Genomic DNA, 21,440 nt, shown 5'->3' on the forward strand with positions numbered 1-21,440 from the left:
GTTGATCCGCCAGTGTCGCCCCTGGCCGGCATCTGCGCCTATGATTCATCAATAGAACCATCTCCTTTTCGAGTTTTCGCATCGAGACCACTCCATGTCCATCCAAGCTGAGAGAACAGGGACCTTTCCGGTCGGGATTGATCTGGGGACAACCTACTCTTCCCTGGCCTACCTGACGCCTCAGGGACAACCGGTCACGATGCCCAATGCCGAAGGAGAGCTGTCCACTCCGTCAGTCGTCCTCTTTGAAGGAGACGACGTCATTGTCGGGACGGAAGCACTTCGACATTCCGTCGCTTCACCCGAACGTGTCGTGCAGTACGCCAAACGGCATATGGGGGATCCGCACAAATGCTGGGTCATCGACGGCAAGGTTTACCGACCTCGCGACATCTCCTCGCTGATCCTGAAAAAGCTGCTCAAAGATGCCCGCGAACAGCTCGGGACAATCCGGCATGCGGTCATCACCGTCCCCGCGCAGTTCAGCGAACTGCAACGCCGGGATACAGTCGAAGCGGGACTGGCTGCCGGACTGGAACGAGTCGACATCATCCATGAACCGGTGGCTGCAGCTCTGTGTTATGTGCTGGGGGAAGGGATGTGGTTTGCCGAACTGGCGAACGAACAAACAGTTCTTGTTTTCGATCTCGGGGGCGGGACCTTTGATCTCTCACTGGTGAAATACAACAAGAAGGAAGTCCGGGTCCTGGCATCCGGTGGAGACCTGCTGCTGGGGGGACTCGACTGGAATCATGCCCTTGAGACTTACGCCTGCGACGAATTCATCAAGTCATCCATCAGCGATCCCCGTCTGGATCGCGAAAGCATGCAGGCTCTGGCGATTGAAGTCGAACAAACAAAACGCAGCCTGAGCGTCCGCCCCAAGTCTTCGCTACTGGTCCAGCATGATGGTCGTCGAAAGTCCTACAGCATCGATCGGGATCTGTTCGAAGATCTGACCGCTCCCTTGCTGCAGCGGACAGAACAGATCATGCGTGACCTGCTGAAGTCCAACAAACTCGGCTGGGCGAATATCGACGCCATTCTGGCAACCGGCGGTTCTTCCCGCATGCCGATGATTCGCAACATGCTTCAGCGTGTCGGCGGAACCACCCTCAACCAGACGTTGTCACCGGATCAGTCGATCTGTCACGGAGCTGCCTACTACGCAGGGATGCTTCACAGCGGTCAGCGTCTGGAAAAGACGGTTCTCGATCGCCATGCAGTCGGCCGACTCGCCAACTTTAAACAGCAGAGCGTGAGCGGTCGTTCGCTTGGCATTCTCGTCCGGGATATGAAGACCAATGTCCGGCGAGCTCATTATCTTCTTCCAGCCAACACCCCTCTCCCATGTGCATACCGGCAGCGATTCGGCACTGTGATCCCGAATCAGAAGAAGGTGCACCTGCATATCGTGGAAAGCGGAACGTCCCCCGCTGACCCCTGGGTGGAACTCGGTGAATGCATCATCGAAGGACTGCCCGACAAGCTGCCGGTGACATCACCCATCGAAGTGACCATCCGCTACGATGAGCAGGCCCGCGTGCATGTCGAAGCGATCGCAGTCAGCAGCGGCCTGAGTGCCCAGACAACTCTGGTTCGCCCCACACAGACATTATCTGCAGTTGCCCCAGCAGTTCCGCAGCCCATTGCGAATCCATCCGTTCGCAAGACCGCCACTCCAGTTTCACCCCCAAGCGGAAAGGCGGGCGCAGCTGCCCCCCGACTCGCGGCAGCATCTTCGCTGGACGATTCCGAACAGCCGATCCCGCTCTGCAACAACTGTGGGGAAGCACTGAATGTGAAGGGCCAATGCCCTGCCTGCAGCGTTCGACAGCACCGTCCGGGTGCCGCTCCCAGAAAACGGCTCGCCGACCCTCGTCAACGTCCCGTCAAAGCAGGGGAAGATGCTCAGCCCACCGAACGACTGGAAGCTCAACTTCCTCCTCCGCCCAAACCGGCTGCAAAGGCTCGAAAAAAGCCGTAAGGATCTTTCAGCGGTGAGACGAAGTTCGCGTCAACCGAAGTCTCCGAGGATCCAATCAAAACAGGCCATCCTGCGACTGACTGGGTGAGAATCCGCTTGATCTGCTATTCTCCGGCGATGTTCAAGTCAGGATTCAACAGAGGTCAGGGAAGATGATCAGTAAAATTACGGGAACGCTCAGTGCGCTGGATCTGCAGGAAGCCTCCATTGAAGCGGGCCCCTTCGAATATGAGGTCCTCGTTCCCGAATTTGTCCGTCGCCAGCTGCAGCCGAAGATCGGCCAGCAGGTCTCGCTAGTGACGATTCAATACATTGATGGGAATCCTCAAAAGGGTCGACTCACTCCCCGTCTGGTCGGATTCCTGCACCCAGTCGAGCGGGCATTCTTTGAAATGATCTGCCAGGTGGACGGCGTCGGCATCAAGAAGGCCCTGCAGGCGATGGTGAAGCCGGTGCAGGACATCGCGACCGCCATTGAAGAACAGGATGTGCGGACGCTGGCGACCCTTCCGGGAGTCGGTCCTGCTGTGGCGGAACGGATTGTCGCCAAGCTGCGGCGCAAGATGGCCCGTTTCGCGCTGCTCGTCAGAGACAACCTCCCGACAGGCGACAGCTCTTCTCACAGCATTGCCAATGAAGGCTACGAAGCCCTCGTGGCCCTGGGCCACTCCACTGCTGAAGCCCGTCAGAAGATCGAACAGGCTCTGGAATCAAAAACGAAGTTCAAGAGCGTGGAAGAACTGCTTCAACAGATTTATATGCAGCAACGCCCGGGCGGCTGAGAATCGCTGGAGCTTTCGAAATCCGAAAATCGAAGCGTGCACCGCTCAGGGCATCCACGTTGCCAGCGGCAGCACTTTCCAGAGCAAGAGTGCCACCGGGCCGGCGTAGAGGACGCTGTCGAGCATGTCGAGCAGTCCCCCAAAGCCCGGAAACAGGGCTGCCGAGTCCTTGCGTCCCACATCGCGCTTCAGCAGCGATTCACAGACATCACCCACCATCCCGGCAATCCCGATCAGGCAGCCGTAGAGCAGCGAATAGTACCAGACAGGGGCCTGGGATCCCGGCATGAGTACGGGAGTTGCGAACGTCAGCCAGACCCAGCCGGCAAAGGCAGCTCCGAGCATCGCCCCGACTGCTCCTTCCCAGGTCTTCTTCGGACTTAAAATCGGGGCCATCTTGTGACGCCCGAACCGCTTCCCTGCAAAGTACGCCCCGATGTCACCCCCCTTGGCACACATCAACAGCGATCCGATCGCCAGATACCCCGCATCGGCGCCGGCCACCCAGCGCAGCTGGGCAATCATCGCCAGTAACAGGCCGATGTAGCTGACAATCAAGGTTTCAACCGCCAGCGTCTCCGTGCTGGAGCCCGGGGTCCGGAAACGGTACGACTCCACAGCGAACAGCAGCATCATCGCAAAGCAGTACGCCAGTGCCAGCGGTGTCAGATCAAGGTGGCTGGGATATGGCGGCCGCAGATGGGGAAACCAGCTCCCCAGCAAGACCATCGATACGCACAGCGACAGGACCGGAAACTGAATGCGGGGAAAACGCTCCCGCAGAAGTTCGGTCAGTTCCCAGACGCTGCGAACGGCTAGAACGAGCATGAGTCCCAGCAGCCACCACGCAGCTTCCCCCGTATGCGCATCGAAGTAGAAGACGGCAATCAGCAGCGGAATCAGAATTGCGGAGATCGTGACTCGCCAGGCGAGCATGCGGGAAGCTCAATCAGAAACAGAGGAAATCATTCAGGAACACATCAAGATTCACTCTGATGGATCGGACAAAATGACGGAACAGCTGAGACGACGTTCAGGACTGGCCTCGCGCCCTGGTCCGCAGTATGCTGAGTTTTGCGGTCCACTTGAAGCGACCCGGGAAAGTTTCAGGCGTCAGTTCCGATAAAGCCGTCGATATGCCGCTTCGAGTTTGTGTTGTCGCACTGAATGCGTACCCCGTGATCGACCCCCGGATTCCCGGCCCGATCGGGGGAATCGAAACCCGCTCGTGGATGCTCGCACAGGGACTGGCGAACGTCCCGGGAATTGAAGTTTCCTTCGTCGTCCGGCATGCGCAGCCACTTCTGCAGCCTGTTTACCAGGGAATCCCGATCCATCTGCTCCGCGACAGACTCTATGCGAAGCGGGAGTCACTCGCACTGCGACTGCAACGTCGGGCCGGTTTCCCGTGGATCTCGTTGCGGGCTCCGCGGTGGAGCGACGCCACTGATCTGCCGATCATCGCACTGGAGCGAATCTGCAAAGGCCGCCGCAATCCTCTGGCACCGTCCCGATTTTTTGAACAACTCCCTGCCGACATTTTTCTCACTTTCGGCGTACAGGGAAATTCAGCCGCGGTGATTGCCTCCGCACACTCCACAGGCCGCAAGGCTGTCCTTTCGCTCGCGTCCGATGGCGACCTTGATCCACGACTCCTCAGCCAGGATGACTTCGTCGGCGCTTCGGGGGATCCCGCTGCGATTTGCCGATGGATCATCACCCATTCCGACGAAATCCTTTGCCAGACTCCGCGGCAGGTGGAAATTCTGAAATCCTTTCAGCGCGCTGGAGGTCTCCTTCTCAACCCTTTCGATGTCAGTCGCTGGGATGCCGATGCGCTTCAATTGATATCAGAGAAGTACACGGGAGGCCTCAAGCGATATGTCCTCTGGATCGGGCGGGCCGACCCGGTCTACAAGCAGCCGCTCAAGTTCGTTGAACTGGCGCAGGCCTGTCCTGAAGTCGACTTCCTGATGATCTTGAATCCCCGGGATGATGAGGTCGAACGGGAAGTCCGCTCAACGGCTCCTTCGAATGTCCGCGTTGTTGAACGGGTTCCCTATGGAGATATGGCGGGCGTCCTGCAGCGGGCTGCCGTGCTGGTCAACACCTCATCGCAGGAAGGGTTCCCGAACACGTTTCTTCAGGCTGCTGCAAGTGGGGTTCCGATTGCATCCTTGAATGTCGAGCCCGATTTTCTGAACACTGCCAGAGCGGGCTTCTGCGCCGAAGGCGATCTGTCTGCATTAGCTGAGTATGTGCAAGAGTGCTGGACCGGAAATCCGGGTTCGTTTGATGCAAACTCTGCCCGGGATTTCGTGGTCACCCAGCACTCTCTTGAGCACGTTTCGCACAGGCTGGCGGAAGTTCTTCAGACGGTCGCGGAGAAGCCTGCAACGTGAAGTTTGTTTTGTGCCGAATCTTCGGAAGAATTTCTCTTGATCAGGCTCAGAAGCGGAATTTCTGCGTGCGGGTCGAAATTCCTGTTGCAAACTAGAGGATCAGAAGTTGAGTCCTGCGTGAGTCAAGTATCGTCAGGGGAATGATTGTGCGCCAGTTCTGGATTGCCCTGTTTTTGGTTGGTCTCACTGCCAGCAACACCGCCCACGCACAGGAAGCACTCCCCAGGAGTACGCTCCCCCTTTCGAAAATTCTGCACTCGCTTGAGCAGCGAAAAATCCACCTCATCAAGGCGACCAGAGATAACCAGCAATGGGTCGTCGATGGAATCGCTGAGAAGGAAAGCCTCCGGTTTCATTTGAATGTGACTTCCGGGGGCATCATGAAGAAGGAATCCATCCCGGATCTCGAACCGGTGGAATCGAAACTGCCCATGTCCAAGATTGTGCAACGAATGGAACAGGCCAGTCCCCGGGCCATTCACAGCGTCCATTTTTCCGGGGAGAACTGGGTCATCTCCATGAAGCGGGGAGATGTTATCACCGAAGTCTTTCTGGACCCCAGTAACGGTCACCTCGTTGTACCTGAAAAGAAGTGACCCGGATGCCGTTTGTGGTTCATCTTTGATTTAAAACCAACGTCTAAAACTCTCTGACCACTTCACCGTCCGCGATAGCCCCCAGCCTTTGCCATGTCAGGAGATGGACGTGATCGCCGATGACGCGACACGATCCATCGGCGAATAAGACATTCACTCCGCCGGTATGACGACTGCGGGCGGTCCAGACCCCGCGGGCGTCGCTCCCCTGACAGGTCGCGCATTCATAGCAGTCCGGATTCTTTGAGTTCGGTGGATTCAGCGTGTTAAACGCCGTCTGCCCGGGCATGCCGTTGATCCAGTAGTGATACGCGTGCCCGTAGTGGTTCGCGCTGTTCGCACTGCATGTGGAGCCGTAACTGTTGAGGTTCTCTGCAGAGGCAAACGTGTTGGGAAATCCGGACGGTATCGATACACCCCGAACCAGTTCTCCCAGCCGGTACGTCGTTGTGTCTCCATCTCCCATCAGTGTTTCGGAAGCTGCGACGATATTGGACAGACCGTCGCTCAGATCGCGGAACGAGTTCGTCCGACGCATATTGAACATCCCGATCTGGTCCTGAACGTCAATCGGACTCCCCGCCGGATCCCCCCCGACCTTCGCCTGGGTCGGATCCGGCGCGATCACCATCAGCGAGGGTCCGCCACTGACAGCGTAATTATTGATCGATCCGTTTCGCTTTTTCCCCGTGTCCGAAGGGCAGATGAACGTGGGGACCAGCGTCTTCCGGGCAGACTCATTCGAAAGGTTAGTGTAGATCGTATCGAAATCGATACTTCGGAAGAGTGGTCCCTGATCCAGATACGGCAGCAACATGCTATGGGCGCTGAAACCCTGCCATCCTGTCTTATAACGTGACGAAGTCCCTCGTCCCTCGTAGCTGATCCTGGGGAAGACGCGGTGGGCTTCCGCATATTGATGCAGCGCCAACCCCAAGTGTTTGAGGTTGTTGCGACATTGCATCCGCCGGGCGGACTCGCGAGCCATTTGAACCGCCGGCAGGAGCAACGCAACCAGGAGTGCGATGATCGCAATGACCACCAGCAATTCGATCAGCGTGAATCCGTGCCGCTGGGCCCGCGACATGATCGGCTCCTGGCCGGATGAGGGGAATTTTTCCGTTTGTAGCAAGAGACGGCAGCGAATGCGGTGAAATTACTCACCATGCGCGACTTTCACTTTATAACATCGTCAAAATCCCGGAAACAAGCCCAGGATTCCATTGGCCCATCCGGAAGTCGTTACAAAGCCTGAAGTAACGAAACCCATCCCCCAGCTCAACGTCCAATTCGACAGCTGTTCTCACCCCGCAAGGCACCCCGCGTTTACCGCCAAATTCATGCTGCGATTATGACAGGTGAATCAATTCTGCTGGATGCGCGTAGAGTTCTGGATAGATCGGTCCGGGACCGGGGGCCGGGGTTCAAGGAAGTCTCCTTTTCAATTCGATACTTCCGTCACGTCGGAGTGTTCCGACCGAATCGGGATGACAGCCGGGTGGTGTCGGCGGGCAGAATCTGCTCCGCAGTCCGTCTGTCGGACGGGCGAGCAGGAAGAGGTTCGCCTTTCCATCCCGCAGTCATGGTTGGGAATTTGCAGCGGAGAGCCGGAAATGCGATCGAGTATCGCCAAGCCCATTCAGGCTTTGAGTTACGCCCTTCTCCTGTCCTGGACAACACTGGCGTGCGCTCAGGATGAAATCCCCGCTGCTCCTCCCAAAGACGATCCGCTCGTCGTGAAGCCGACGACCATCGAGGGGAAATTCGCTGCGGCGCTGTTCATGCTGAAAATTGCCCGCCCCGATCTGGCCCGGTATTACCTCGAGCAGACCCTCGCGGACAATCCGACCGATGCGGACATGCTGGAGCTTCGAAAAATCCACGGCACCGGTGTCTTTCTCCAACTGACAGCCAAGGACGAACTCAATCCGCCAGCGACGGAACTTCTGAACCGGATGAACCTGGCCATCCAGGCCGCTGTCGCGGAACCCGGATATGCAGACGCTCTGCTGGACAAGCTGAGTGGCAGCCCCCGCGATCGTGTTGAAGCACTCGCGGAGCTGCGACATCTGGGGCCGTACGCGGTCCCCCCGATTATCAAGCGACTGGCTGGAAACGCGCATGACGACAGCGAAATTCTTGCTGTCACACTGGCTCGACTCGGGGCGAACGCAGCGGCTCCTCTCATCGGTGCACTGACATCTCCCGACCCGGAAGTGCGCGCGATCGCAGCCCGCGTCCTGGGCCAGGTTGGTGCCACACAGGATGCCATCTGGTTATGGGGACCGGCTTTCATCCCCGATGAGCCCGCAGGTTCGCAACTCGCAGCCCGCGAAGCACTGGCCCGCTTGAAATACGGCGACGAGAAGGCCGTCGGAAAGATCACAGGAGAAGGAGCGGCCCGCAACCTGCTGACTGTCGCAACGCAGCATCTTAACGGCACGTACAAATGGCCTGAGCGCTATGACGATGTCGAACAGATCCCCGTCTGGACCTGGGACGAAACGGAGCAGACGGTCGTTGAACATGTCGTCTCGCGGACACAGGCCTCCATCTTTGATGCCGAGCGACTGGCCCGGGAAGCCACCCAGCTCTCGCCGGAACTTCAACAGGGCCCCGTCGTCTTGCTGGCCAGTCTGCTCTGCCGGGCTGTCGAACAGAACGAGTGGGAGACCCCTCTCCCCAACACCAGCGGTGGGCCAATCGACCTCGCGATTGCCTGCGGACCAGATCTCTGCGAGCAGGTCCTGCGATTCTCGCTTGATCAGAAAGTCCCCGCTGCTGCTCTGGGAAGTCTGCAGGCACTGGCGTCCAACGGGTCCGTGGATTACCTCTCCACAGCCTCCCCGCACGGAGCAGTCATCGCAGCTCTGGATGCTCCGGAGTCACGGGTGCAGTTCGCAGCTGCGGTGACCATTCTTCACTGGGAACCGACGGTCAGTTTTCGCGGGTCACGGCGGGTCGTCGAGATTCTCGCCCGGGCACTGAATTCGGATCAGGCCGCGGCCAGTGTTGTCATGGACCCGAATGAAGTCCGTGCCAACGAGACCGCGAGCCTCTTCACGGAACTCGGTTTCACCGCCACTCCGACTTCGTCCGGAAAGGCGGGGTTCCAGATCGCTTCCAATCAGGGAAACATCGAACTGGCTGTCGTGCACCCGAACGTGCTGCACTGGGAACTCTCGGAGACACTTGCCAACCTGAGAGCCGATTCAAGGACCGCTTCCATTCCTGTGATCATCTATGGTCCCGCTTCGCTTCACGGCAAGTATGAAACCGTTTCACACGAGTACCGCAATGTTGCGTACCTGGATGAAGGAAATGTGCCGGTCGACATCAGCAAGAATCTGCGACCGCTGCTGGCACAACTCTCGCCGCCGCTGATGTCTTCTGAACAGCGGGGACGCCAGATGGCCGAAGCTTCGTTCTGGCTCCGGCGGATTGCCATTCGCAACGTCTCGAAGGTCTTCGATCTGACGCCCGCTCAGGAAGCACTCGCGAAAGCCATCACCAAGCCGGAACTCGCTGAAGATGCCCTTGTCAGCCTGGGGGCCATCGGAACGTCGCTGTCCCAGAAGACACTCTTCATGACAGCGACAGCCCCGGCACTGCCGCTGGAAGTTCGGACCCTGGCCGCATCTCAACTGGCATTCCATATCCAGCACTTTGGCGCACTGCTGACTCCCGATGAATCGGGGACCCTGAAGTCGGCCTACGAAAATGAAACCGATGCGAACCTGAGAACAGCGTTCGCCAGCGTGATTGGATCATTGAAGCCCGCTGCGCCTGCGGTTCGACTGGAGCTTCTTCGATATCCAGCGTCACCAGCTCCGGTGGGCAGTTCTGCGCAGCAGTAAGAGAGATGAAACGCAGAGAGCGCGGAGAACGCAGAGAAATTTACAAGGGAATCGGCGCTACCAACCTTCGCGAGAAACGAATAGAGAGGGTGATCATCAAATCTCCCTCTCCGAATCTTCTCCGCGAACTCTGCGCTCTCTGCGTTTCAAAATCGTTTCATTGAGCTACGCGGCAGATCGCAGCTGCAGTTCTTCCGCTTTGACGGAAACGATGGCAATGCCCAGCTTGTCTGCGAGTCGGACGACTTCCTCTTCATCCAGAAGAATGGTCATCCCGGTTTCAATCGCCAGTACGCGGGCACCGGCTTCCCGCATGGTCTGAATCGTCTGGACGCCCACGGTCGGCACGTCGAAACGCATATCCTGCAGCGGCTTGGCGACCTTCACAACGGTCATCCCGCCGCGACGGCAGAGTGTCCCCGCGCGGCGAATGCATTCGTCGGTCCCTTCGATCGCTTCCACAGCGATGACCGCTGTATCATTCACCACAATCGTTTGACCGATATCCAGGCGGCCCATTTCCTTGGCCATCTCCCAGCCGAAACGAATATCTTTCCATTGCGAGGGGGTGGGATGACGTCGAGTCAGGAATCCGTGTTTCACGAGAATCTCCGGGCAAAAATCCAACGCGGAACGAAAGTGCACTCCGTCCCGTTCGAATTCGCGAATCACCGCGAGCAACAAGGTGTCGTCTTTTTTGTTTTCGGTGCAGTACCGAAACCACATATGCAGAGTTCTGAAGTCAGGCAGCATCTTCCAGAACAGGAAGGGATCGAAAAGGACCTTCTTCTCGATCTTTCCCGCCATGACAGCGTTGAGGACATCCCGACGTTTGAAATAGCGGATCGCCTTTCCGATCCGTCCCAGCGGGACCGATCGATAGTGATCGCAGATGTCGATCAGCTCGGGGGAGGCCATCCCGTCAATCCCCTGGCACTGCACGGAGAAACCCATGCGCTGTGCTGCCTGGGCAAAGACAACGGGAAATCGTCCCCAGCCTGCCAGCAGACCGACACGGTCACCGGGGCGCGGCTGAATCGGGAGTAGGCGTTCTCGATAGGAATCCGACATGATGAGTTTTCAGGGCCGTACACCAAGGCTGACTGTGGCAGGAAATTTCGTCTGTTCGCGAGCGGAACGGGGTTTTGAATCAAACCAGCTTCAGGCGGCGGAACGCCCCCGGACTGGTTCGGTGAGAGCTGCGAGTTGTGACTGAAGCTCAGCGATTTGAGCGGTCAGTTGCTGAACCTGCTTGCGCAGTTCGGGAATCTTGCGAATGTTGAGATGGTTCTTCAACGCGTCTTTCTCTGGGATGGCGGGGATATCGTGATAGGTGCCGGCGTCGGGAATATCTCCCATCACGCCAGCTTTCCCCCCTAGCTTGACCTGCGTACCGATGTAGCAGTGGTCGGCGATCCCCACCTGTCCGCCCATCTGGACGTAGTCGCCGGTAATCACGGAGCCGGCCAGACCGACCTGTGAAGCAAAGACATTGTGTTTTCCGACCCGGCAGTTGTGGGCAATCATGACCTGGTTATCGATCTTGGTCCCTTGCCCGACGATGGTGGCTTCAATCATGCCGCGATCGATCGTGGCGCAGGCGCCCACCTCGACGTCATCCTCCAGGATGACCGTGCCGGTATGTGGAATCTTGTCGAAGGCCCCTTTGACGAATCGATATCCGAATCCGTCGGCACCAATGACCGAGTTCGCCTGAATGATGACTCTGTTTTTCAGAATGATGTCCGGGTAGAGAACCGTATGGGCATCGATGACGCAGTCGTCTCCGATCCGGCATCCTTCTCCGATTATCGCTCCGGGGCCGATCTGGCAGCGGTCTCCCATGACCACTCCCGCACCGATGATCGCGCCGGGAAACACGTTGCAATCTGTGCCGAATTTCGCGCTGGGATGAACGAGGGCCTGATTGGAAATTCCGATGTTCGACCGGGATCGCTGCGGGCGGAACAGGAGCATGGCTGCGATGAATGCCCATTGTGGATCTCGAACCACAATTAATGGAGTCGGGCAGTCACTCAGGGCGGATGCGAGGTCGGAATTGACGAGGATCGCACCCGCTTCGCTGCGCTGAACCTGCGCGAGCTGTTTACGGGATTCCGCATAGGTCAGATGTTCCCGGCCGGCCGACGGCAGGGGAGCGACATCTGAAAGCCGAACGTCGCGGGGTCCTTGGACAATACCGTCGACGCAAGCTGCTAAGTCCTGAACTGAAAAGGACATCCACCACATCCTTGTGTGTAAGAATTCCATCATGGAACACTGTCATTCTGCCTTCTACTGAAAACCGTCCGGTTCCGCAACATCTTTTCGGCCGGCCGGGGGCGCAGGTCGGGGTGAATAGGCAGAAATTGCAGGTCGGAACTTCCCGGTTTCATCCCGAAAATCACGCTCAGGCGGACTTTCTGACGTAGGTTTCTCCGACCCGGCCCCTGGTCCAAGCGACCGGCCGGTCTCCGCATTCACGGTCCTGGGCCCACTGACCTCCGGCATTCCTTCGTCGATTGCTCGCATGTTCGAACACCTGGCTATTCCTGCGCGTCCGCCCGTTTCCGGTTCCCGCCGTCTCGTTCTTCCCAACGGACTGCGGGTGAACCTGAGAACGCTGGCCGATGTCGATGAGCGTTTCCGAAGGGCCTGGCGGGAGCTCGAGGCCGATTCCAGTACCCAGAACCCTTTCTCTTCTGCAGACTATGTCATGGCCGCTGCCCGGTATCTCCCGGAAGTGGCTCCCCTTCTGATTCTGACGGTGGAAGAGCGAGGGGAACTGCTCGGGCTCGGCATTTTTGAAAACAGCAATGGCGATCGTCGACTGCCGGTCAAGCACCTGAGAGCCTGGCAGACCCCGCATACCTATTTTGATGTCCCCTTACTCCGCTCCGGCAGAGAAGTTCGCACCATGGAACGGATCTGGAGCTACTTCCTTCACAGCCGACATGACTGGCACGGAGTCGAATTCCCCCGTTTCCCGAATCAGATTCCCCTCACCCGGGTCTTTACTGAAACGTCCGAGGCAGCCGGGATCGTCTGTCACAAAGGGACATGCTGGGAACGGGCATCTCTTCTTACAAACGACTGCGATTCCGGCAGCATTCTGCAGCATCTCTCCGTCAAACGCTCCAAAAGTCTCCGGCGCGGCTGGCGGGAGCTCGAGAAAGCCGGGACAGTCGAATTCGAAATCCAGCAGGACCCCGATCTCATTCCCCAGTGCGCTGAAGAATTGATGAAGCTGGAAAGTCTCGGCTGGAAGTCCGATGTGGGGACCGCACTGGCCTCGCACGCTGCCCATCAACGGTTCTTCCGTGAGATGGTGGGAAATCTCAATGAACAGAATCGCATCTTCGTCAGCCGACTGCTTGTGAATCGTGAAGCGGTCGCGAGCGTCGTCCATCTGCAGGCTGGCGACGTTGCTTATGCCTTCAAGCTGGGGTGGAATCCAGCCGCGGAACGGGGCTGCCCAGGGTTTCAGTTGAAGCTTCAAACCGCTCTGCTGGCTCAGGAAAAACTTCCCGGCATTCGTATGATCGACAGCTGTTCGAGCCCGGGATCCTTCATCGAGCACATCTGGCCTCATCGCAGATCCTTCTGCAATCGACTCTATCTCACCAGTCCTGTCGGGAATCTGGCAGCCACGATGGTGAATGGACTCCGCTGGGTCCGGAACAATGCCTGTGCTGTGACTCGGCATTTCACCAAGGGACCGGATCAGGAGGAGTGCGGGCGGGAATCCGGAGAGAGGGTCTGAAGCGTTGAAGAGTTCAGCTCCGTCCATCGAACTGCGCCTCGACCGCCACTGTCTGCCACTGGATGGTGTTCGGGGAATCGCTGTCCTGCTGGTCCTCTGCTATGACTGCCTGAAGCTGGCACCGTCCGCAGATGGATTGACGTTTGCGGCCCGGCGGCTGGCAGCGTCCGGCTGGGTGGGTGTCGATCTCTTTTTTGTCCTGTCCGGATTTCTGATTACCGGCGTGCTGCTGGAGACACGCGGACTACCAGGCTACTGGAAGAGCTTCTTCCTGCGCCGATCCGTCCGTATCTTTCCTCTATACTATGCCACGTTATTTACGGTCTTCTGTCTGGTTCCCCTGGGACTCTGGCTCGAGCGGGCTCCGGAATCGGTCATCGCTCCGTTTGATGCTGTCCGCAAAGATCAACTCTGGTACTGGCTGTACGCGCAGAACTGGCTATTCGCCTGGCGACAGGCCTGGCCGGACGGGGTGCCGATCAAGCATTTCTGGTCCCTGGCGATCGAAGAACAGTTCTATCTCGTCTGGCCGCTCGTGGTGGCCTGGACCACGCGAAGACAGCTGGCATGGGTCTGCGTCTCGCTGAGCGTACTGGCCCTGTCGACCCGGGTCTGTCTGCTGACGCATGGAACGCCCCCCATGGTGGTGTTCGTCATGACGATTACTCGACTGGACGGCCTGTGCATGGGAGCCCTGCTGGCGATCGCACTGCGGAATGTCCGCCTGCAGCCGCTCGCAATCCGCTGGCTGCCGGGCCTGGCGGTCGGTGCAATGGCCGGACTTGCCTGCCTGGACCTCGTCTGGCCTGTCCTCCGGAGCGAAAGCTTTGCCGCTTATTCTTTCGGACATCTGTTCACCGCCATGGCGTTTGCCGCGTTGGTGGGAGGAGCCCAATGTGCCCCCCAGCAGCATGTGCTGGCACGCGTGCTCTCGTGGAGTTTTCTGGGGATGCTCGGAAAGTACAGCTACGCCATTTATGTCTTTCACAAATTCGTTTATCTGGGAGTGATGCAGTTCGACTGGTCTGCAATCCCGGAGTCGATGCGCGGCTGGGGGATCTTCGGGTGCACACTCGCACTTTCGTTATTGGCAGCTCAGATCAGCTGGGTCCTGCTGGAACGTCCCTGCCTGTCACTGAAGAAATATTTCCCTCGACCGGATGCTCCGGAACCGGACGCACAGACGTCGAACAGGGGCAATCAAACTGAAGTGACGGAGCGCTCGCGAGTCCTGATTTGACGCTCTGTATGACCGGGAGACGGACGTCTCACGCTTGCCGGGTGAATCACCTGCTTCTCCAATTCTTGAATCTTTTACCAAACCGGTTCCAAGATTTTCAAAAATAGATTGAAGCCGCATTGACACTTCGCGGCCACTGGCGATATCAAACCGCCTCCTCTCTCAAACCCTTCCAAAACTCAATCCTGACCAGCCAGTCCTCACTTCCACGCAGACACGGCCTCACCGTGTTTCGCATCCGGATCGCTGTCTGTTCAGGGGCGAACCACACAACTTTTCTTCTCACTTCCAAGTCTCAATCACCCCGCTGAACACGCCGTTTTCCGTGAATGATCTTCTCAAATCATTCGCGAAGCGGAGATCGGTGCGTTCAGCCCCGGCAGGAATCCCATGTCCTCTACATCCCCCGCAACGATCCGTCCTCACGGAAAGGTTGTCGCCTGTGCCAAAAGCGAGGCGTCGAGACAACATCTGGAATTGGCGATTCGCCGCGCCGGTTACGATTGCGTTTCCGTCGCGTCGCTCACCGAAGCACGCGTGCTGGTGATGAACGATCTCATCGCCGCAGCGGTGATCGACGAGCCTGAGTCGGTCACGGATGTGGAAGCCCTCGACGCCGAAGCACGACGGGGCGAACGACCGACACAGTTCATCCTGCTCCCTTCCATCGGGCAGCGACTCACCGCTCCCCGCAGTGCTTCCTGTGAAGTGCTCGATCCACCGCTGACTCCGGAACGGATCGGACGGGCTCTCTTCTCCGCCGTCGCCCGCGCCCAGCTCATCACCGAAAACATTCAGCTTCGACAGAAGCTCGAAGGCCGTATGTTCGACGGACTCGTCGGCGTCAGCGAAGCGACTCGCGAACTCCGCTCCGCAATTCACGCTGCTGCCGAACATGACCTTCCGGTGCTCGTCTCCGGCGAATCCGGCTGCGGCAAGAGCGAAGTCGCCCGTGCCATCCACCTGACCCGATCAGGTCCGGGGCAACCACTGCTGACCGTTCGCTGCAGCCTGCTGACTTCCTCGGTTGTCGAGCGGGAGCTCTTCGGTGATGAGAACGCTGAAGGTCGCTTCGCAGCTGCAGCCACGGGAACGCTGGTCTTCGAAGAAATCGAAGCACTCACCATCGCACAGCAGCATCAGCTGGCCGAAATCATCCTCAACAGTGCTTTCCCGCACGCTGGCAACTATGTCCCGCTGCGAGCCCGCATCATCGCGACCACTTCCGCGAATCTGCGTGAACTCTGCCAGCAGGAAAAGTTCTCTCCTCAGCTGCTGCGAATTCTCGATCGCAACACCGTCGTCGTCAAAGCCCTGCGACATCGCATGGAAGACCTGCCGGTGCTGGCCGAACACTTCCTCCAGCAGTGCTCTGTCAAAGAAGGTCAGTCGATCCGCCGACTCTCCGAAGCAGCCTTGCAGAGACTGCTCAGCTACAGCTGGCCCGGCAATGCCCGTGAACTGGAAAACGTGATCGCCCGCTGCTGCTCGCTGAACACGACTCCGGAACTGACAGCAGAAGAAATTGAACCCTGGCTCGAGCAGAACAATGAATCGACCGAGCTGCCCGGCCTGACGCTGCGTGAAATGGAACGCAAGCTGATCGAAGCCACCTTCACTCGCTTCGGCGGGAACCGTGAACTGACCGCCAAGGCCCTGCAGATCGGAATTCGAACCCTGTCCGGCAAGCTCCGCGAATACGGCTACCCACCACGTGGGGGCCCGGGTTCCAACCGCGTTCAGGAGCGCGCAGCCTGATCGGCTCCGCGCCTGACAACCTGTGATCGCTCACGAAGCCGCTCCCACCCGGAGCGGCTTCTTTCATTTCCCCGGCAAGCAGCGGTAGACTGAATCTTCCCAGCGTGCTGCGGAGCGAGAGTCACTCTCACCAAAGAGCGGCGTTCCAGCAGCGATCAACACAGCTTTCGAACGACAACGATTCCTGAATCGCCGCCACACTCCCCTGAGACAGGGTCGAACTGTGCCCGAACTCCCGGACATCACGATCTATCTCGAAGCGCTGGAAGAGCGGCTGCAGGGACAGGTGTTGAACAGAGTCACGATCAGCAGCCCGTTCCTGCTGCGGACGTTCGATCCTCCGCTGGAAGAGACTTTTCAACATCGCGTCATCGAGTTACGGAGACTGGGCAAACGAATTGCCATCGGTTTGGAGAACGACCTGTGGCTGGTCCTGCATCTCATGATCGCAGGCAGACTGCAGTGGAAAGAACTTGGCGGCAAGCCCGGCGGCAGGAACAGTCTGGCGACATTCGACTTCACTAGCGGAACGCTCCTTCTGACGGAGGCGGGTTCAAAGAAACGGGCCTCGCTGCACGTCGTCAAATCGGATGATCTCCTGCAGCATGATCCCGGCGGGATCGACATCATGACCGCCTCGCTGGAGGAATTCACACAGTCATTGACGTTGACTAACCGGACGCTGAAACGGCAGTTGACCAATCCGATGCTGTTCAGTGGAATCGGAAATGCTTACTCCGATGAGATCCTTCATCGGGCGGGACTCTCTCCCATTCAGCAGACACAAAAGCTCAGCCAGCCGCAGGTCATCCGCCTGTGGGAATCAACCAGAGCCGTCATGGAAGAATGGATCGAGCGTCTTCGTCGAGCCCGCAAAGGAAAGTTCCCGACGAAGGTGACTGCCTTTCATCCTGAGATGGCGGTGCATGGCAAGTATGGGCAGCCGTGCCCGGTCTGCGGTTCCCCGGTGCAGCGCATTGTCTATGCAGAAAACGAAACCAACTACTGCGCGACGTGCCAGACCGGGGGAAACGTTCTCGCGGATCGGTCGCTGTCCCGGTTGCTGAAAGACGACTGGCCCCGCCGAATTGAAGACTGGGAGTGATGACAGTCAAGAGTCTCGAGACGAGGGTCCAGAGCATCACGTACCGGACGCTCACTTTGACCTTGCACGTCCTCGACTTTGTTGTGCCCGCGGAGTAGCATCACATACGCCGCAGCTGATATGTCCCGCCTGACTTCCACTCCTGGAGACCGCTTCATGTCCGCACCGCTGAACCCGTCGCGTCGCGATTTCCTGACCACCGCTGCTGTCTCCACGGTCGCTGCCTGGGGAGCATCCATCATTCCTGCTCGCGCCCTCGGACGGGAAGGGACGACAGCTCCCAGCGAAAAAATCACACTGGGAATCATCGGCATCGGACCTCGCTGTAAGTACGACCTCACGTCGATCCTTCCTTTCGAAGATGTGCAGTGCGTCGCCATCGCCGATGTGCAGGCCAGCCGCCGTGATGCCGGCAAGGCGATGGTAGATGGCCATTACAAGAACAGCGACTGCGTTCTGTACCGGGACTTCCGCGAACTGCTGGACCGGAAGGATATTGATGCTGTGCTCGTGGCGACCGGCGATCGCTGGCACGCAGCCGCTTCCATTCTTGCAGCTGAAGCCGGAAAGGATGTCTACAGCGAAAAGCCTTGCGGCATCACCATCGATGCCTGCCAACAGCTGGCCGATACGATGCATCGCGAGAAGCGAGTCTTCCAGGCGGGAACACAACGCCGGAGCGTGGCCAACTATCAGAAGGTCGTGGAACTCGCACAGACCGGGAAGCTCGGAAAGCTCAAGACGTTGCATGCTTCGGTCTACATCCCGACCCTCGACAACTCCTGGCTCCCCGCGGAGCCGACACCAGCGATTGAAACAGTGGACTGGAATCTCTGGCTCGGCCCCGCAGCCTGGCGTCCCTTCAATCAGAAGTACGTCGACGGCGGTTGGCGAGGGCAATGGGACTTCGACTCCGGTGCTCGACTGCTCGACTGGGGGGCTCATACCGTCGACCTGTGCCAGTGGGCCAACCAGGCGGATGAGACGATGCCGCTGGAATACGAACCCACAGAGAAGAACATCGTCTGTACGTATGCCAACGGTGTGAAGTTGATCATTGACTTCCTGCCGAAACCGTTCGAGGATCGGGCTCCGGAATACATCACCCGCCTGGGGACGTGCCCCGTGCGATTCGAAGGAGAAGAAGGAACGGTCGAAACGGGTGATGAAGGAGAAATTGTCGCCAGTTCCGAATCGCTGCAGAAGGAGCTGGAATCGACCAAGCGCGTCCGCGGGCTGGATGTCGGGACTCATGCCAGAAACTTCTTCGACTGCATGCGGACCCGCGAGAAGACCGCAGCGAATCCCGATGTCATGCGGAATTCGCACATCGCCTGCCACGCTGCTGCCATCGCCTGGATTCTTCAGCGGAAGCTGACGATCGATCCTGTGAAGGTCGAGTTCGTGAACGACGATGAAGCGAATCGCCTGCGGTCACGCGAATTCCGCAAGTGGAATGCGTAAATCACTCGGCGAGCGGGGGACGTCAGTCCCCCGATATTCATTCGACACCGCATTCATCGGGAGACTCACGTCTCCCGCTCGCCCGTGATCGTCAGTTGAATCGGCTGAGACTCAGAAACTCCATCGGCAACACCGGCGGGCGGTCCATCGCCAGATCAGCCAGTGCTTCACCGATCACGCTGGTGAACTTGAAGCCATGGCCGGAGAAGCCTGCCGCCAGGATCACGTTCGCATGATCAGGATGATGATCGATGATGAAGTGTCCATCCGGTGACATCGTATACATGCAGGCAGCGTGATCGACAATGCGTGGCTGCACCCCTCGCAGATGGGATTTCACAAACTCTTCAATCGGCGTTCGGTCCGACTGTCGGCAGGTGAGGTCAATCTGAAGAGGATCGGTGATCTGCTCTCCTCCGGTATGTTCCGCCAGCTTCAATGTTCTGCCATCCTGTGACGGGAAGCCATAGAAGGCCCCTTCCGGAAGTTCGAAATAGAAAGCCGGATTCTGACTGAGCCTGTCGCTCCACTCTGGATCGACGCTGCACCAGAGTTGAACCTTTCTCAGCACCCGCAACGGCGGGAGAACCTCAGCGAGCATGCCACCCGCCCAGGCTCCGGCGGTGACAATCAGCTTCCCAGCTTCAATGACGTCGTCACCCACAGTCAGCTGTACGCTGTCATTCTTCACGGACCACGAACGGATTGTTTCACCAAACAGGGTTCCTGCTCCGTGACGCGCCGCCTGATCCAGATGGGCGAGAACACAGTCTTCCACCCGCAGATAGCCGGCCTGCGGTTCGAATGCCACGTCGTGATCTTCGGGGAAGCGAAAGGCAGGGAACCGATCAGCAGCTTTGCTCCGAGTCAGTGAGTCCAGTTGCAGTCCATGCAGTTGTGCCGCGTGCCGGGCACCGACAATCGTTTCTCCATCCGGAGGCCCCGAGAGGATCAGCCCGCATTCTGAATACAGCGGTTGCCCGCAGTCCTCTTCCAGTTCCCTCCAGAGCTCATACGCCCGCTGGAGTAACGGAACGTAATCGGGATGCTCGAAGTACGCCTTGCGGATGATCCGGGTCCGGCCGTGTGAACTTCCGAATCGATGTGCCGGAGGAAAGCGATCGATCCCAAGCACCCGGACTCCGCGGGTCGCCAGATGCGCCAGGGCACTGCTGCCGAATCCTCCCAGGCCGACGACAATGCAGTCAAAAGAGATGGGCATGGAACAGAGCTCTCTGGATGTCGTGAGTCAGCGGCTGCGCGGACATTTGATCAAATTGCATCTTGTCGACTCTCCTCGATCGTGGATAGTGAGCGTAGCGGAGTTGGAGGCTTAGTCACTTCATTCCCATTCTGTCTGGAAACGACGCCACGCTCGCGACAAGACGACGAGTTCCTCGTAAACTGGTGGTGATTGCCCTGAGAATTTCCCCGGGAGTTCTCTTACTTGATGCAGGAGTGAGATTCCATGAGATGGTTACCTCTTTCAGCGGCCTTTGGACTGGCTGTCATCGTTTCGACGTCGCAGTGTCTCGCTCAGGCGACAGAAAAGACTGTCGCCGTGGTGAAGGAGGCTGACAAAGCTCCTGATGTGCTCTCCGAAATTCATGCCACGGACGAAAAGATCGTGACTGCCTTCAATGCCGGAAAGGCCGCCGATGTGGCAGCCTGTTTCCTGCCTGAGGGAGAGTGGATTGATGAGCACGGCAACGTCTATCAGGGACGTAAGAATATCGAAGAGGTCCTGACCAAATATTTCGAAAAGTATCCGGGTGCAGAGATCTCTCTCGAGATTGAAACCGACCGGATTATCGGGCCGCTGGCGATTGAAGAAGGGGTGCGGACCATGACTGCGGGTGAAGATGCCCGTGCCGTCATCCAGTATGTCGCCGTTCTCACGAAGACGGAATCGGGCTGGCAGCTGGCCTCCGTGAAGGATACCAGCCGGGAACTGGTTCCCACCGCCCACGCTGCTTTGCAGTCGCTGGAATGGCTGGTGGGAGAATGGGTTAACGAGGGCTCTGATGCCACGGTCCACATCACCTACAAGTGGTCTGACGACCGCAATTACATCCTGGCCGACTACCTCGTCCAGGCGGATGGCGAAACCGTGATGAAGAGCAACAGCCGGATCGGCTGGGACCCGCTGCACGGCCGCATCCGCTCCTGGCTGTTCGATTCGGATGGGGGATTTGGTGAAGGGGTCTGGACCGAGCTGCAGGACTCCTGGCACATTCAATCCTCCGCCATTCTTCCCGATGGTCAGACTGGTTCAGCGAGCATCACTCTGATTCCACAGGATGACAGCCGGTTCACCATGAAAGGGACCAACCGCATCATCGGAGGAATCCAGGACGACGACTTTGAGCTGCGCGTCGTCCGTAAAGTGAGTCCGGCCAATGACCAGAAACCCAAAGAGGACGCTGCATCGCCGGCGAAATGAGAAGATTTTTTCAGATTTTCTGATCACGGGAATCGGCTTTGCT

At 58.3% G+C, this 21,440-nt stretch carries 16 protein-coding genes; 11 read left to right on the plus strand and 5 right to left on the minus strand.

Annotated features, from left to right (window positions below):
• The first annotated feature begins 94 nt into the window (after positions 1-94).
• Both SH661x_RS02915 and ruvA read left to right on the plus strand, forming a co-directional pair.
• On the plus strand, positions 95-1,987 hold the full coding sequence (locus SH661x_RS02915; RefSeq protein WP_437227841.1) for an Hsp70 family protein: 1,893 nt from the start codon (positions 95-97) through the stop codon (positions 1,985-1,987).
• 152 nt (positions 1,988-2,139) lie between these two features.
• Positions 2,140-2,769, plus strand: a complete 630-nt coding sequence (gene ruvA, locus SH661x_RS02920) for a Holliday junction branch migration protein RuvA (protein WP_437227843.1) — start codon at positions 2,140-2,142, stop codon at positions 2,767-2,769.
• A 45-nt stretch (positions 2,770-2,814) separates the two neighbouring features.
• Here ruvA and SH661x_RS02925 read toward each other — a convergent pair whose 3' ends face one another.
• Positions 2,815-3,705: a phosphatidate cytidylyltransferase gene (locus SH661x_RS02925; protein WP_437227845.1), complete on the minus strand. Its 891-nt coding sequence runs from the start codon at positions 3,703-3,705 to the stop codon at positions 2,815-2,817.
• A gap of 200 nt (positions 3,706-3,905) precedes the next feature.
• Here SH661x_RS02925 and SH661x_RS02930 point away from each other — a divergent pair, with 200 nt between their 5' ends.
• Both SH661x_RS02930 and SH661x_RS02935 read left to right on the plus strand, forming a co-directional pair.
• Complete coding sequence (locus tag SH661x_RS02930; RefSeq protein WP_437227847.1) at positions 3,906-5,171, plus strand: glycosyltransferase family 4 protein; 1,266 nt, start codon at positions 3,906-3,908, stop codon at positions 5,169-5,171.
• A 146-nt stretch (positions 5,172-5,317) separates the two neighbouring features.
• Positions 5,318-5,767, plus strand: coding sequence for a hypothetical protein (locus tag SH661x_RS02935; protein WP_437227849.1), 450 nt, complete (start codon positions 5,318-5,320; stop codon positions 5,765-5,767).
• A gap of 43 nt (positions 5,768-5,810) precedes the next feature.
• Here the strand turns inward: SH661x_RS02935 and SH661x_RS02940 are convergent, their stop codons facing one another.
• The gene (locus SH661x_RS02940; RefSeq protein WP_437227851.1) at positions 5,811-6,854 is read right to left on the minus strand and encodes a DUF1559 domain-containing protein; all 1,044 of its coding nucleotides are present in this window, start codon (positions 6,852-6,854) and stop codon (positions 5,811-5,813) included.
• A 526-nt stretch (positions 6,855-7,380) separates the two neighbouring features.
• Here SH661x_RS02940 and SH661x_RS02945 point away from each other — a divergent pair.
• Complete coding sequence (locus SH661x_RS02945; protein WP_437227853.1) at positions 7,381-9,624, plus strand: HEAT repeat domain-containing protein; 2,244 nt, start codon at positions 7,381-7,383, stop codon at positions 9,622-9,624.
• A 165-nt stretch (positions 9,625-9,789) separates the two neighbouring features.
• Here the strand turns inward: SH661x_RS02945 and SH661x_RS02950 are convergent, their stop codons facing one another.
• Complete coding sequence (locus tag SH661x_RS02950) at positions 9,790-10,695, minus strand: LpxI family protein (protein WP_437227855.1); 906 nt, start codon at positions 10,693-10,695, stop codon at positions 9,790-9,792.
• A gap of 90 nt (positions 10,696-10,785) precedes the next feature.
• Entirely contained in the window at positions 10,786-11,865 is a 1,080-nt protein-coding gene (gene lpxD / locus SH661x_RS02955; protein WP_437227857.1) for a UDP-3-O-(3-hydroxymyristoyl)glucosamine N-acyltransferase, read from the minus strand.
• Between the two features lie 289 nt (positions 11,866-12,154).
• Here lpxD and SH661x_RS02960 point away from each other — a divergent pair, with 289 nt between their 5' ends.
• From SH661x_RS02960 to SH661x_RS02980, 5 genes are all read left to right on the plus strand, one after another.
• On the plus strand, positions 12,155-13,387 hold the full coding sequence (locus tag SH661x_RS02960) for a GNAT family N-acetyltransferase (protein ID WP_437227859.1): 1,233 nt from the start codon (positions 12,155-12,157) through the stop codon (positions 13,385-13,387).
• 4 nt (positions 13,388-13,391) lie between these two features.
• Complete coding sequence (locus tag SH661x_RS02965) at positions 13,392-14,627, plus strand: acyltransferase family protein (RefSeq protein ID WP_437227861.1); 1,236 nt, start codon at positions 13,392-13,394, stop codon at positions 14,625-14,627.
• Between the two features lie 390 nt (positions 14,628-15,017).
• Entirely contained in the window at positions 15,018-16,385 is a 1,368-nt protein-coding gene (locus tag SH661x_RS02970) for a sigma-54-dependent transcriptional regulator (RefSeq protein WP_437227863.1), read from the plus strand.
• 223 nt (positions 16,386-16,608) lie between these two features.
• Positions 16,609-17,490, plus strand: a complete 882-nt coding sequence (locus SH661x_RS02975) for an Fpg/Nei family DNA glycosylase (protein WP_437227865.1) — start codon at positions 16,609-16,611, stop codon at positions 17,488-17,490.
• A 156-nt stretch (positions 17,491-17,646) separates the two neighbouring features.
• Positions 17,647-18,954, plus strand: coding sequence for a Gfo/Idh/MocA family protein (locus SH661x_RS02980; protein ID WP_437227867.1), 1,308 nt, complete (start codon positions 17,647-17,649; stop codon positions 18,952-18,954).
• 91 nt (positions 18,955-19,045) lie between these two features.
• On the opposite strand, the gene solA is transcribed toward SH661x_RS02980, so the two are convergent.
• Positions 19,046-20,176: an N-methyl-L-tryptophan oxidase gene (solA, locus tag SH661x_RS02985; RefSeq protein ID WP_437227869.1), complete on the minus strand. Its 1,131-nt coding sequence runs from the start codon at positions 20,174-20,176 to the stop codon at positions 19,046-19,048.
• Between the two features lie 246 nt (positions 20,177-20,422).
• Here solA and SH661x_RS02990 point away from each other — a divergent pair, with 246 nt between their 5' ends.
• Positions 20,423-21,397 (plus strand): SgcJ/EcaC family oxidoreductase, encoded by a 975-nt coding sequence (locus SH661x_RS02990; protein WP_437227871.1) that lies wholly within the window; start codon positions 20,423-20,425, stop codon positions 21,395-21,397.
• The last annotated feature ends 43 nt before the right edge of the window (positions 21,398-21,440 follow it).

It is taken from the genome of Planctomicrobium stercoris, assembly GCF_051465655.1.
Taxonomy (GTDB): Bacteria; Planctomycetota; Planctomycetia; order Planctomycetales; family Planctomycetaceae; genus Planctomicrobium.